Genomic DNA, 13,542 nt, shown 5'->3' with positions numbered 1-13,542 from the left:
TGAAAGCGGCGTTCGCAGGACGCTTTTCATGTAACGAAGTGCTACAGTCATGTTTCTGCGCAGGCCATTCGCCATCGCATTAGTCCTGATCAGACAGCTCGCTTGTAACGCTCTTTGGCGTCGCCGCGATTACTGCCTGATTCGTAACAGTCGCAAACCACTGTGCAGCCTTATGCGACATGCTTCACGCCGCGGAGACCCGGACGTTTCCTAAACCATCGGCGTGGGTTATAAAGGCGGCTTATGTCCTCCAAAAGAGGTGGGGAATGGATTCAAAAGAGCAACAACTGACGGAACTACTCGGGCTTACGGCTCGGACCCTTACGCACCTCACGGCGTCCATGACGTCGATGTCGTTCGAACTGATGCGCAGCGAAGACGAAGTGACCCGTTCTGCGGGGCGCCGGATGATCGATCGCATGGCAACCATCAGCGCCGGACTCGACGAACACTGGCGGCTGATCGGCGAACTCACCGGCATCCAGGTGTCTCAGGAACAGATCGAAACGGTTCATGAGGTGCAGATGCAGCGCAAGGTGGTTACACCTATCGGTGGCTCTGCTTCCTGAGTTACACTTCTTTCATCGGGTGAGCTATCGGCTCGCCTGATGCTGCCCGATTCACGGCGCTGACATTTCTGGCGCATCGCCCGGACAGGTCCCATAGTTTTGTATCCGCGATCGGCTGATCGCCCTATAAAAACTCGAGACTGGCGATGACCAAGACTCTCCACCACCGTGCCTGTCACCTGTGCGAGGCGATTTGCGGCCTCACCCTCGAAACCACCCTGCTGGACGATGCCAGCACCCTGATTACCTCCATAAAGGGCGATGCGCAGGACACCTTCAGCCGCGGGCATATCTGCCCCAAAGCCGTCGCGCTGCAAGACATCCAGAATGACCCCGATCGGCTCCGGCAGCCCATGCAGCGTATCGGCAACGACTGGCAGCCGATCGAGTGGCAGGCCGCGTTTGATCTGATCGCCGAGCGCCTGGCCGGCATTCAGGCGCGTCATGGGCAAAACGCGGTGGCGGTCTATCAGGGCAACCCCAGCGTGCATAACTATGGGCTGATGACCCACAGCAATTATTTTCTCGGGCTGCTGAAAACCCGTAACCGCTACTCCGCAACCTCTGTGGACCAGTTGCCACACCACCTGACCAGTCATTTGATGTACGGCCACGGCCTGCTGCTGCCCATCGCCGACATTGACCACACCGATTTCATGCTCATCCTCGGCGGTAATCCGCTGGCGTCCAACGGCAGCATCATGACCGTGCCCGACGTCGAGAAGCGTCTGAAGGCGATCCAGGCCCGCGGCGGCAAAGTCGTTGTGGTCGATCCGCGCCGCAGCGAAACCGCCGCCATAGCCGACCAGCACCTGTTTATCCGCCCGGGCGGGGATGCGGCGTTTCTGTTCGGCTTGTTGCACACCTTGTTTGCCGAAGGCCTGACCCGCGACAGCGATCTTGCCGTGGATGGCCTGGAGGACGTCCGCGCGGCCGTCAGCGAGATGAACGCCGAGGCGATGAGCCCTCGATGCGGCGTGCCTGCCGAGCAGATCAGGCAGCTCGCACGGGACTTCGCCGCCGCCGAACGCGGCGTGTGCTACGGGCGCATGGGCATTTCCACCCAGGCGTTCGGCACGCTGTGCCACTGGCTGGTGCAACTGATCAACCTGGTCACCGGCAATCTCGATCGGCCAGGCGGTGCGCTGTGCACCGAGCCGGCGCTGGATCTGGTGGCGTCGACCTCCGGCGGCAGCTTCAACCGCTGGCAGAGCCGCGTTTCGCAACTGCCGGAATACGGCGGCGAGCTGCCGGTCTCTGCGCTGGCCGAGGAAATGCTGACCCCGGGGGAGGGCCAGATCAAGGCGCTGATTACCGTGGCGGGCAACCCGGTGTTGTCGACACCGAACGGCCGTCAGCTTGACACCGCGCTCGAAGGGCTGGAGTTCATGGTCAGCGTCGATTTGTACATCAACGAAACCACACGGCACGCGGACCTCATCCTGCCGTCGACGTCTGCGCTGGAAAATGACCACTACGACACCACGTTCAACATGTTCGCCGTGCGCAACGTCACCCGATTCAACCGTGCGATTCTTGCCAAGCCCGAGGGTGCGCTGCACGACTGGGAAATCTTCGTCGGCCTCGCCCAGGCGTTCGCACTGAAAACCGGGCGCGAATTGAAACCGACGATGCCGCCTGCGCAGATGGTCGATCGCGGTCTGCGGGCCGGGCTGTATGGTGATGCTTCGCCGCTCAAATTGTCGCTGGAGACACTCGCGCAGTACCCCCACGGCCTGGACCTGGGGCCGCTCAAGCCCAACCTTGCCAAGCGTCTTAAAACCGTCAACCAGCGGGTACAGGCCGCCCCGCCCGTGATTCTCGCTGACCTGGCCCGTTTTGCCGGGGAGCCTGCGCCCCAGGCCGGTGGCCTGATGCTCATCGGTCGGCGCCACGTGCGCAGCAATAATTCATGGATGCACAACTTCCATCGTCTGGTGAAAGGCAAGCCGCGGCATCAGTTGTTGATGCACCCCGACGACTTGCTCAGCCGAGGGTTGATGGACGGACAGCGGGTCAGGGTCAGTTCGCGGGTAGGCGTCATTGAGGTAGAAGTGATGGGCAGCATCGAGATGATGCCCGGCGTCGTAAGCCTGCCCCACGGCTGGGGCCACGGTCGTCCGGGCGTGAGAATGGACATCGCGACGGCTCAGCCAGGTGAAAGCGCGAATGACCTGACTGACGAGCGTGCGCTGGATGGCATTTCCGGGAACGCCGTGCTGAACGGGGTGCCGGTTACGGTTGCGGCGGCATGACGGTCATGGGGGCGGTCAAGGCCAAGACCGAGCGTTATGCTCGGGAATCGTTTAGAATGCGCCACCGTGTCGACACATACAGTCGTAAAGTTTAGCCGAGGTGCTCCATGGATATTATCGAAACGATCAAAGACCAGATTGCCAGCAACACCGTTCTGCTCTACATGAAAGGTGCTCCGAATGCCCCGCAGTGTGGCTTTTCGGCCAAGGCTTCTCAGGCACTGATGGCGTGTGGCGAAAAGTTCGCGTACGTCGATATCCTGCAGAACCCGGAAATCCGCGCCAACCTGCCAAAGTACGCCAACTGGCCAACCTTCCCCCAGCTGTGGGTCGGTGGTGAGCTGGTCGGCGGTAGCGACATCATCACTGAGATGCAGGCTGACGGTTCGCTGCAGAAACTGGTGAAAGATGCTGTTGCGAAAAACGCCACTGCCTGATTTTCGGCAGTCGTAAAAAAGCCCCGCTCTCTGCCGAGACGCGGGGCTTTTTATTGGGCGGTCTTGTTGGGAGGCAGGGACGAGAATCAGTCCTCTTCGCCCATCTGAGACTGCAGGTAGTTCTCGATGCCGACCTTGTCGATCAGGCCCAGCTGGGTTTCCAGCCAGTCGATGTGTTCTTCTTCCGATTCCAGAATGTCTTCCAGCATCTCGCGGCTGCCGAAGTCACCGACGGTTTCGCAGTGGGCGATGGCGGCTTTCAGATCGGCGTGGCCCTTGCGCTCGATACGCAGGTCACACTCCAGCATTTCCTTGGTGTGTTCGCCGATCAGGATCTTGCCCAGGTCTTGCAGGTTCGGGAGGCCTTCCAGAAACAGGATGCGCTTGATCAGTTTGTCAGCGTGTTTCATCTCGTCGATGGATTCGTGGTACTCGTGTTTGCCCAACTTGTTCAGGCCCCAGTCTTCGTACATGCGCGCATGCAGAAAATACTGATTGATCGCGACCAGCTCGTTACCGAGGATCTTGTTGAGATGCTGGATGACTGTGATGTCGCCTTTCATGATCGGGTCCTGTCGAAGGTATAGGTAATACAGGCGGCAAGTCTGAGCCCCCTCTATCACTCTGTCAAACCTAAGTTATTGAATAATAAGTGAAAATAAATAGGAATAAGAATGTTTGTGTTCCGCATCTTGTCGCTAAGCGATTGAATTAAAGGCATAAAAAAACCGGACAGTGTCCGGTTTTGTTTGAATGCGATTATTCAGGCAGCTGAAAATTCTGCAGGATAGGCGAGGGCGGCGTGGCTGGTTTGGAGCTCGGTCAGGGTTTCACGCACCACTTCCTTGGCCAGGCAGGCACATTTCCCACACTTGCTGGCGACACCGAGGGTCTCGCGGACGTCACGATAGCTGCAGCATCCTTCCATGATTGCTTCACGGATTTGTCCGTCGGTAACACCTTGGCAGAGGCAGACATACATATAAGAAACCGTCGCTGAGTGATTGGCTCAATGCGAGGGATACTAATGTTAATGAGAATGCTTGTCAAAACTACTCAGGCTTCTTCGCGTGGCTACCGATGAGTGGTCGGCTGCGGCGATAGGCATGATCGCTTGTGAGGGTTGTGTGTATATCCATTATCGGCGGTGGTGCTGATTACGGTTCCGCCCTTACGGCGGGTCACTTTTTCCAAGAGCCGAAAAAGTAACCAAAAAGGCCCTGCTCCTGGTTGGGTTCCTCCTTCGTCGGAATACCTTCACTCCGGTCTCGCTCCGTGGGCCCGCCGCCATCCGCCATCCATGGCGGGGGGCGGCTCTCGCGGCATCCATGCCGCTCGGCCCACTCCGCGAAACCTGCGTTCAGCCTGCACCCAAGTCGCGTTCTGCGGTGTTTGGGCTTTTTGCGTATGAAGATCAAAGGCAGATCAGAAGCAGATCAGAAGCAGATCAGAAGCAGATCAAGAGCTTCCCGGCTGAAGCCGGTCCTACAGGGGGGCGCCGCCGATCTCGCTGAATGCACGCCCTGCTTTTAGTGGGACCGGCTTTAGCCGGGAAGGGGCCAGTCGGGGCGCTGACGGATTTTGAGCCGATCACTGCCTGCCAATCCCCACCCATAAAAAAACCGGCCACATGGGCCGGTTCTTGTATCGCGCAGCCGCATCGACTCAGTTATCGAAGTCGTGCCAGCCGCCCATTTCTTTCCAGCGGTTGACGATGCCGCAGAACAGCTCGGCAGTCTTTTCGGTGTCGTAACGGGCCGAATGGGCCTCGCGGCCGTCGAAATCGATGTCCGCCGACTGGCAGGCTTTTGCCAGAACAGTCTGACCGTACGCCAGGCCCGCCAGCGTCGCGGTGTCGAAGCTGGAGAACGGGTGAAACGGATTGCGCTTCATGTCCAGCCGCGCGACCGCTGCGTTGAGAAAGCCCAGGTCGAAGCTGGCGTTGTGGCCGACCAGGATCGCACGCTTGCAGCCGTTGGCTTTCAGCGCCTTGCGGATGCCGCGGAAGATGTCCGTCAGCGCGGTTTCTTCACTCACGGCCATGCGCAGCGGGTGATCCAGCTTGATGCCGGTGAACTCCAGCGCCGCGGCTTCCACGTTGGCGCCCTCGAACGGTTCGACACGGAAGAAATAGGTGTGGTCCGGGAAGACAAAGCCTTTCTCATCCATGCCGATGGTGGTGGCGGCGATCTCCAGCAACGCATCAGTGGCGCAATTGAACCCGCCAGTTTCTACGTCAACGACAACGGGCAGGTAACCGCGAAAACGGGCAGCCATCGGGTGCCGGGAGCCAGTGCCGCCGCCGGAGCCTTCTTGCTCGTCTTCGTAATGATCTTCAGTCACGCGTGTTCCTCCAGCAGGCGCCAGCGCAGTTTTTCACCGGCGCGCAGCGGGATAACAGAAAGCTCGCCAAACGGCAGGCTGGCAGGGGCCGTCCACTCGTCACGAACCAGGGTAATGGTGTCGGTGTTGGTCGGCAGGCCATAGAACGCCGGGCCGTGCAAACTGGCGAAGCCTTCCAGCTTGTCCAGCGCGTTGCGTGATTCGAACGCCTCGGCGTAAAGCTCGATGGCGGCGAATGCGGTGTAGCAGCCGGCACAACCGCACGCCGCTTCTTTCGCGTGCTGCGCGTGGGGCGCGGAGTCCGTACCGAGGAAGAACTTGCTGCTGCCGCTGGTGGCGGCATCGAGCAGGGCAACCTGGTGGGTGTTGCGCTTGAGAATCGGCAGGCAATAGAAGTGAGGGCGAATGCCGCCGACCAGCATATGGTTGCGGTTGTACAGCAAATGGTGGGCAGTGATGGTCGCGCCCACATTGGCCGAAGCTTCATTGACGAACTGCACGGCGTCGGCGGTGGTGATGTGTTCGAACACCACTTTCAGCGTCGGAAAACGCTCGACGACACGTCGCATGTGCTCGTCGATGAAAATCTTTTCACGGTCGAACACGTCGATGTCGCCGCGGGTCACTTCGCCGTGGATGAGCAGCGGCAAGCCCACCTCAGCCATCGCCTCGAGCACCGGGAAGATCTTGTCGACGCTGGTGACACCGGAATCGGAATTGGTCGTCGCGCCTGCCGGGTACAACTTGGCGGCATACACGAAGCCACTGGCCTTCGCGGCGCGAATCTCTTCGGGCTGCGTCAGGTCAGTGAGGTAAAGCACCATGAGCGGCTCGAAGCGGCTGCCTTGTGGACGTGCAGCGAGGATGCGCTGACGATAGGCGTCCGCTTGCTCCGCGTTGCGTACCGGGGGCACGAGGTTCGGCATGATGATCGCGCGGCCAAAGGTGCGCGCTACGTCGGCGACGGTGTGGGGCAAAACAGCGCCATCTCGAAGATGGATATGCCAGTCGTCGGGGCGCAGGAGGGTCAGGCGTTCGGACATTGGGGGTTCCAGGCGGGTCAAACTCGCTGGGAATGCTACCGGAAAAGACTCCTCCAGGCACTCGCTATCAAGTTTTGCGGGAAGTTACCGATAGCCACGTGTAAGTCATAAATCTTGTTACACGTGAATTTAGTGGAGCCTCCCGTGCGCCAGCGATATCTAGCCCTGCTCAGCGCGTTTGCCAGCCTGCCGGCCGTGGCGCTCACCTTCCAGACGCGTCTGGAGAATATTGAGTGGAAGGTGGAAGGCGACCAGTTCGAGTGCCGACTGACTCAACCGATCGCCGATTTCGGTGCGGGCGAGTTCGTGCGACGCGCGGGCGAGCAACCGACGTTTCGGTTGAAGGCAAATGGCTACAGCCTTTCGTCCGGCTCGGCCACGTTGATTGCCGCGGCGGCGCCGTGGCAGCCGGGTCGCGGAGATCTCAATCTTGGCGCAGTGAAAGTCGGCAACGGCGAGATTCCTTTCAATACCAACCAGGCCCAGGCCACGCGGCTGATCGCGGGTTTGATGGAAGGTCGCAGCCCGATGATTCGTCACACCCTGCGAGATGGCGGCGGCGCGATGGAAGTCAGGCTGTTGCCGGTCAAATTCAGCAAGGCCTACGGTGACTTCCAGGTCTGTACCGCGAAGCTGTTGCCGATGAATTTCGAGCAGGTGCGGCAGTCCGAGATCGGCTTCCCGGGTGGCGGCATCGAGCTGGACGCTACGGCCAGGCGCAAGCTGGACACCGTGCTGGCTTATATGAAGGCTGATCCTACGGTCAATCACGTCGAACTGGACGGACACTCCGATAACAGCGGCAACCGGTTGACCAACCGCGATCTGTCGCGGCGTCGAGCGCTGTCCGTCATGGACTACCTCAAGGCCCAGGGCATTCCGGAAGAACAGATCACCCTGCGCTTCCACGGCGAGCAGTACCCGCTGGCGCCCAACACCAACAACGCCAACCGCGCGCGCAACCGTCGGGTGAACATTCACCTGGAGCGAGTGGCGCAGCAGACCCCGGCCGTGCCGCCATCCGCTGCACCTGCACCGACGCCGGCCACACTGCCTGCACCTGCCGCCACGCCAACCCCAGGCGCTGCGCCCGCCACAGCGGCAAGTGCGGCCCCCGCCAAGGCCTCTTGACGATGGGCAGCGAAGTCGTCTGACTGACAGAATCTGTCGCTTTGTCGTCAGAAGCTGTCGCGACACTGTAAATTCCCGCGCGTGAACGGTAAACTCGTCGGTTTTCCGTACAACGCGTTGGAGTGATGGCATGGCGGACGTAAACAAGGTAGTTCTCGCGTATTCCGGTGGCCTGGATACTTCGGTAATCCTCAAGTGGCTGCAAGATACGTACAACTGCGAGGTGGTGACCTTCACCGCTGACCTGGGTCAGGGCGAAGAAGTCGAGCCAGCACGCGCCAAGGCGCAAGCCATGGGCGTCAAAGAAATCTACATCGATGACCTGCGCGAAGAGTTCGTGCGTGATTTCGTGTTCCCGATGTTTCGCGCCAATACCGTCTATGAAGGCGAGTACCTGTTGGGTACTTCCATCGCACGTCCCCTGATCGCCAAACGACTCATCGAAATCGCCAACGAAACCGGCGCTGACGCCATTTCACACGGCGCTACCGGCAAGGGCAATGACCAGGTTCGTTTCGAATTGGGCGCCTATGCGCTCAAGCCTGGCGTGAAAGTGATCGCGCCATGGCGTGAGTGGGACCTGCTGTCCCGCGAGAAGCTCATGGACTACGCCGAGAAGCACGCGATCCCGATCGAGCGCCACGGCAAGAAAAAATCCCCGTACTCGATGGACGCCAACCTGCTGCACATCTCCTATGAAGGCGGCGTGCTGGAAGACACCTGGACCGAACACGAAGAAGACATGTGGCGGTGGACAGTGTCGCCGGAAAACGCGCCGGACAAGCCGCAGTATCTGGAGCTGACCTATCGCAACGGCGACATCGTGGCGCTTGACGGTGTTGAAATGACCCCGGCCACCGTCCTTGCCACCTTGAACCGCATCGGCGGCGAGCACGGCATCGGTCGTCTGGACATCGTCGAGAACCGCTACGTCGGCATGAAGTCCCGCGGATGCTACGAGACCCCGGGCGGCACCATCATGCTGCGTGGTCACCGTGCGATCGAGTCGATCACCCTGGACCGCGAAGTCGCTCACCTCAAAGACGAGCTGATGCCCAAGTACGCCAGCCTGATTTACACCGGCTACTGGTGGAGCCCTGAGCGTCTTATGCTGCAACAGATGATCGATGCGTCGCAGGCCCACGTGAATGGTGTCGTGCGCCTGAAGCTTTATAAGGGCAACGTGATCGTGACCGGTCGCAAGTCCGACGAGTCGCTGTTCGATGCGAACATCGCGACGTTTGAAGAAGACGGCGGCGCGTACAACCAGGCAGATGCGGCGGGCTTCATCAAGCTCAACGCATTGCGCATGCGCATTGCAGCGAACAAGGGCCGCAAGTTGTTCTGATCGCTGCCGTGATTGATGTGCAGCCCTGCTCAGGGCTGCACTCATTACATCTGTCCTCCCTGTGCCGCTGGCCATTCATTCGACACTCTTTCCGCCCCCACGCTGGCCGGTTATTGCCTCGTTTTACAGGCGCTAAAAGACGTGCTCTCGCTGTGCGTCATCTCATTCGTCATGTTGGCAAATCTGTCTCCTCGCCAGCGGTTTTCTCAGCCGTATCCCCCTGCGAAGTTGTTCGAAACTCAAAACGATAGGCTTTGCCAATGTCCCGGATATCGCGTACCCCGACGCCCAGTAGTTGAGCGATTTCAGGAACGGTGTAGCCCAGCGCCGAGTAATGCATGGCGTGTCCGGCAATGGCGTCGTCCAGGGTTACCGGCTCTCTTTGCCGGGACGTGCGTGATCGGCGAACAGGCTGGCAATAGCGGATCTTCAGACCGTTCTCGCTGGCCAGGCGCTTGATCTCCTTCTGGTTCATGCGCAGCGAGTATTGCAGCGCCGCGACCCCAGCTCCTTTGGCCACTAGCCCCTTGAGCAGATCGACCTTGGTGCACAGCTCCGCTTCCGGATCGGCGTCCCGGGTTTGCCGGGACGATTCGGTCTCCCGCGACTCTCCTTCTGCAATGACGTTAATAACGCCGCCTTGGGAAACGTAGCGCTCTACCGCTTCCGCCAGCTTGAGAGGGTCGCTGCTTGCGCCAATGGGGTATTTAATTTTCTTGGTCATGGTAGGTTCCTTTGAACATATCAACTAAACAGCCTGCACTGTCGGGACGTTCACGCTTAAGAACGTTTAAACAATGAATGCTTTATTCATGCCGAAGAGTGGCCTGCGCACGGACCGCTGGCAAAAGAAGCCCCCGCCTTTATATGCGCAATAATCTTGTATTGTGATAAGAGCCACTAACTAACAGTGGGTTGAACCATTCGCTCATCAAAAAGTAACGACTGGTAATAGGTTTGGCAAGTAAAAAGCCAAAAAATGGGCGGTTTGTTTTTTAACGCCATTGGGTGAAGTTCTTGGCGGTAATAATAGTCCGTTAGTTATGTAGTATTTTTCTGGAATGACGTGAGGGTGCTGGATGTTATGTGTCGAATAGTATTACGTGGAAGGCGGGCGAGCCCCTTTTTTTAAAGCGGGTGATGTGATCCAGTCGTTATTGAATTGAGTCGCCGGGTTTGGAGGTGGTTAAGCGCTGTAACTTTCCAGGCTGCTCCTTGTCCACGTCCCGGGTAAGAATAGTTGAAAGTTGATTCGGGCTGTTCAGACATTTCTGAACCCGTTGTAGGCTCTTTCGAGTATTTATATGTAATGAAACTCGTCGAACCCGCGTGTGTAAGTTAACCAAGTGTGTGCGGACGCCGACGCCTCGCCGGGCCTGCAATATTTTATGATTTTTGTTTGCTGGCGGCCCGGTAAGATGGGCATATGCTGAAGTCATAACACTCGTGGTGAACGGGCTATCACCCGGTGGCCAGAAGCCGTGTTTTAAAGAGGAATCTCATTTTCCCGGGCGTCACGGATGGCCCTGGCTTTCCGCACATCCAAACCGGTCGGCGGAGCAACCATATCGTGGATCAACCTTAGGACAAACCGAGCTATCAAGCTGCAGTCATATAGGCAGAAATGCTTAGGGAGTTCAGGATTCAAAAATTACCACTTGCGGTCTTCGGAATTATGCGGTCACGTACTGAGACGGGATTGAACATCGTAAAAAATAGAGCGGATAGGGCAGGTTTTGTAGGATTTTTCTGTTGGTTGAGTGAGAAAGGTCTTTGCCTGCTGGTCTGCAGGGAGGAGCGCCATGCAAAGCACTAAACGACTAAGCTATTGTGCGGGCTCTGAAAATTCGAACAGCGAAGAATGGACTGCTCATGAATAAAGTGTTGATCGTGGATGATCACCCTGTCATTAGGCTCGCCGTACGCATGTTGATGGAACGTCATGGCTACGAAGTCATTGCCGAGACGGATAACGGCGTGGATGCGTTACAACTGGCGCGCGAGCACTTGCCGGACATTGTCATTCTGGACATCGGTATCCCCAAGCTGGATGGTCTGGAGGTCATCGCCCGATTGTCGGCGATGACGCTGGCCTTCAAAGTGCTGATCCTGACCTCCCAGGCGCCCGGGCATTTTTCAATGCGCTGCATGCAGGCGGGGGCGGCGGGGTATGTCTGCAAACAGCAGGATTTGACCGAATTGCTCAGCGCCATCAAGGCGGTGTTGTCCGGTTACAGTTACTTCCCCAATCAGGCGCTGCACACGGTGCGCTCCAGTCTCGGCAATGCCAGTGAGGCGGAGATGGTGGATCGACTGTCGGGTAGGGAAATGATGGTGTTGCAGCAGTTGGCCCGCGGCAAGACCAACAAGGAAATCGCTGACGGCATGTTCCTGAGCAACAAGACTGTCAGCACGTACAAGACGCGTCTGTTGCTCAAACTCAATGCGCACTCGCTGGTTGACCTTATCGAGCTCGCCCAACGTAACGGCCTCGTTTGATGGCCGAGGAACAACGGTGCTTCAAGGCGGCGTTTTCAGACCCTGTATTCTGCCCAAGCCTCTCGAGGGAGAGGCCTTCAGGCAGAGCGTTTCAAGGAGCGATCAGAAATCGAAATCGTAGTCTGCAAGCTGCCGTTGCAGACGACGCTCTTCCAGCAGGTTATCGATGGTGCGGCGCTTGCTGAGGTTGGTCTTGGCGGTCTCTACCGGTACGGGCAGGACTTCTTCCGGCTCTTCGATGACGAAGTCGTCGTCCACTTCGATGGTGTCTTTTTCATCGCTCATGATTCAGCCTCAGGCGTGAACAGTCGTTGGCGCTCCTTATAGCGACAAACCCCGCGCGGGTAAAAAAGATTTTTTTAATCGATCAAAGCCTTGGGACGCTATCGTTCAATCGTCAGAGGTCTTTGCCTTGTACTCGCACAAGTCCTCGATCCGGCAGCTGCCACACCGAGGCTTGCGCGCAATGCACACGTAACGGCCGTGAAGGATCAGCCAGTGGTGCGCATCCATGAGGTAACCCCTGGGCACGAACTTCATCAGCTTGTTTTCAACTTCCACGACATTCTTCCCGGGTGCGATGCCGGTACGGTTGCTGACGCGGAAGATGTGCGTATCGACCGCCATTGCCAACTGGCGGAACGCAGTATTCAGGACCACGTTCGCGGTCTTGCGGCCAACGCCGGGGAGGGCTTCGAGGGCCTCTCGGGTTTGCGGCACTTCCCCTCCGTGCAGTTCAACCAGCAGGCGACACGTCTCGATCACGTTTCGCGCCTTGCTGTTGTACAGGCCGATGGTCCTGATATAGGCAGACAAACCCTCGACGCCCAACGCGTAAATCGCCTCAGGCGTATTGGCCACGGGATATAGACGCGCCGTGGCCTTGTTGACGCTGACATCGGTCGCCTGTGCCGAGAGAATCACGGCGATCAGGAGCTCGAACGGTGTGGAGTAGGCCAGTTCCGTTTTAGGATCGGGGTTGTCTTCGTGCAAACGACGAAAGATCTCAAGGCGTTTGGCGGCGTTCATGGGGTAGGCGTTTCCTGAGAAGACGGTGCCGAGGGCGTCGGGTCCTGCAATTGGGCGAGCGCGTGCTCTGCCTCGTCGAGGCCGCGCTGCAACTGCACGAGTTGTGCGGCTTGTTCGGCAATGGGCGGGTGACCAAAGGCTTTCAGCGACTTCAGCAATTGTGCTCTGCTCATCGCGACCTGGGCGCGTGCCTGTTTCAACGCCGCATCGCCACCCGCTGAAGGTCTTGAGCGAATTCGGGCCAGCGCGGCTTGCGCCGGGTCTGGCTGGGGAACGGCAGGTGTGACAGTCCGCGGCTGGCGAGCCTGGCGTTCGGCCTGCCGTCGCTGCTCATCGCGCTGCAGGCGAGCGGAGCGCGCATCAAAGCGTTGCCGTGCGCGACTGCGTTTGACGGCTCTGACCGACCGCTGGGCGTCGTCCATTGCACAGTCGCCAATGAAAGGAATCGCGGTCATCGGCAGCGGCAGCATGTCGATGCAGTCGACCGGGCAGGGGGCAACGCACAGGTCACAGCCGGTGCATTCCTCAACGATGACGGTGTGCATCAGCTTGGCAGCGCCGACGATCGCGTCCACCGGGCAGGCCTGAATGCATTTGGTGCAGCCGATGCACTCGGCCTCGCGAATAAACGCAACCTGCGCCGGCGCGCTGCCGCGTTCGATGTCCAGTTGCAGGACTGGCACGTTCAGCAGTTGAGCCAGTGCCGCGATGGTCTCGTCGCCACCGGGTGGACATTTATTGATGGCTTCGCCGGCCGCAATGCCTTCAGCGTAGGGCTGGCAGCCCGGATGGCCGCATTTCCCACACTGGGTTTGTGGCAGCAAGGCGTCGATGCGCTGAATCAGGCTCATGCTTGGACCCGATCGACGACCCTAGCGGGCCGTCGAT

General features: G+C 58.8%; 13 protein-coding genes and 1 pseudogene. 6 read left to right on the top strand and 8 right to left on the bottom strand.

The window, feature by feature from the left end; all coding sequences use genetic code 11:
- The first annotated feature begins 266 nt into the window (after positions 1-266).
- From QWI18_RS05490 to grxD, 3 genes are all read left to right on the top strand, one after another.
- On the top strand, positions 267-569 hold the full coding sequence (locus QWI18_RS05490; RefSeq protein ID WP_065992547.1) for a hypothetical protein: 303 nt from the start codon (positions 267-269) through the stop codon (positions 567-569).
- 146 nt (positions 570-715) lie between these two features.
- Positions 716-2,824: a molybdopterin oxidoreductase family protein gene (locus tag QWI18_RS05485; protein WP_369318371.1), complete on the top strand. Its 2,109-nt coding sequence runs from the start codon at positions 716-718 to the stop codon at positions 2,822-2,824.
- A 107-nt stretch (positions 2,825-2,931) separates the two neighbouring features.
- Entirely contained in the window at positions 2,932-3,261 is a 330-nt protein-coding gene (gene grxD, locus QWI18_RS05480; protein ID WP_065992552.1) for a Grx4 family monothiol glutaredoxin, read from the top strand.
- 86 nt (positions 3,262-3,347) lie between these two features.
- Here grxD and bfr read toward each other — a convergent pair whose 3' ends face one another.
- The 4 genes from bfr to pyrC all read right to left on the bottom strand — a co-directional run bounded on the left by bfr (position 3,348) and on the right by pyrC (position 6,647).
- Positions 3,348-3,824 carry a bacterioferritin gene (gene bfr, locus QWI18_RS05475; RefSeq protein ID WP_065992554.1) on the bottom strand — a complete coding sequence of 159 codons (477 nt, stop codon included), beginning with the start codon at positions 3,822-3,824 and terminating at the stop codon, positions 3,348-3,350.
- A gap of 200 nt (positions 3,825-4,024) precedes the next feature.
- The gene (locus QWI18_RS05470; RefSeq protein ID WP_065992556.1) at positions 4,025-4,243 is read right to left on the bottom strand and encodes a bacterioferritin-associated ferredoxin; all 219 of its coding nucleotides are present in this window, start codon (positions 4,241-4,243) and stop codon (positions 4,025-4,027) included.
- A gap of 683 nt (positions 4,244-4,926) precedes the next feature.
- Positions 4,927-5,604 (bottom strand): ribonuclease T, encoded by a 678-nt coding sequence (rnt, locus tag QWI18_RS05465; RefSeq protein WP_065992557.1) that lies wholly within the window; start codon positions 5,602-5,604, stop codon positions 4,927-4,929.
- Entirely contained in the window at positions 5,601-6,647 is a 1,047-nt protein-coding gene (gene pyrC, locus QWI18_RS05460; protein WP_065992558.1) for a dihydroorotase, read from the bottom strand. The genes rnt and pyrC overlap by 4 nt, the downstream gene beginning before the upstream one ends.
- A 144-nt stretch (positions 6,648-6,791) precedes the next feature.
- Here pyrC and QWI18_RS05455 point away from each other — a divergent pair, with 144 nt between their 5' ends.
- Together QWI18_RS05455 and QWI18_RS05450 are read left to right on the top strand one after the other, a co-directional pair.
- Positions 6,792-7,778, top strand: a complete 987-nt coding sequence (locus QWI18_RS05455; RefSeq protein ID WP_065992559.1) for an OmpA family protein — start codon at positions 6,792-6,794, stop codon at positions 7,776-7,778.
- Positions 7,779-7,908: 130 nt separating this feature from the next.
- Positions 7,909-9,126: an argininosuccinate synthase gene (locus QWI18_RS05450; protein WP_065992560.1), complete on the top strand. Its 1,218-nt coding sequence runs from the start codon at positions 7,909-7,911 to the stop codon at positions 9,124-9,126.
- Between the two features lie 169 nt (positions 9,127-9,295).
- Here QWI18_RS05450 and QWI18_RS05445 read toward each other — a convergent pair whose 3' ends face one another.
- Complete coding sequence (locus tag QWI18_RS05445; protein WP_369318370.1) at positions 9,296-9,850, bottom strand: hypothetical protein; 555 nt, start codon at positions 9,848-9,850, stop codon at positions 9,296-9,298.
- Between the two features lie 1,148 nt (positions 9,851-10,998).
- Between QWI18_RS05445 and QWI18_RS05440 the strand changes: the two genes are divergently transcribed.
- Positions 10,999-11,625, top strand: a complete 627-nt coding sequence (locus QWI18_RS05440) for a response regulator transcription factor (RefSeq protein ID WP_037012286.1) — start codon at positions 10,999-11,001, stop codon at positions 11,623-11,625.
- A 102-nt stretch (positions 11,626-11,727) separates the two neighbouring features.
- Here the strand turns inward: QWI18_RS05440 and QWI18_RS05435 are convergent, their stop codons facing one another.
- From QWI18_RS05435 to rsxB, 3 genes and pseudogenes are all read right to left on the bottom strand, one after another.
- Positions 11,728-11,910, bottom strand: a complete 183-nt coding sequence (locus tag QWI18_RS05435; protein ID WP_065992563.1) for a PA3496 family putative envelope integrity protein — start codon at positions 11,908-11,910, stop codon at positions 11,728-11,730.
- Between the two features lie 105 nt (positions 11,911-12,015).
- On the bottom strand, positions 12,016-12,654 hold the full coding sequence (gene nth / locus QWI18_RS05430; RefSeq protein WP_065992564.1) for an endonuclease III: 639 nt from the start codon (positions 12,652-12,654) through the stop codon (positions 12,016-12,018).
- Between the two features lie 44 nt (positions 12,655-12,698).
- A pseudogene (rsxB, locus tag QWI18_RS05425) lies at positions 12,699-13,505 on the bottom strand (electron transport complex subunit RsxB); the annotation flags it as partial.
- Positions 13,506-13,542: the final 37 nt, after the last annotated feature.

Origin of the sequence: Pseudomonas sp. W2Oct36 (genome assembly GCF_041060465.1) — a bacterium.
GTDB classification, from domain to species: domain Bacteria; phylum Pseudomonadota; class Gammaproteobacteria; order Pseudomonadales; family Pseudomonadaceae; genus Aquipseudomonas; species Aquipseudomonas graminis_B.
Note: the sequence above shows the minus strand (reverse complement) of the source record. Positions and strands in the feature narration are given on the sequence as shown.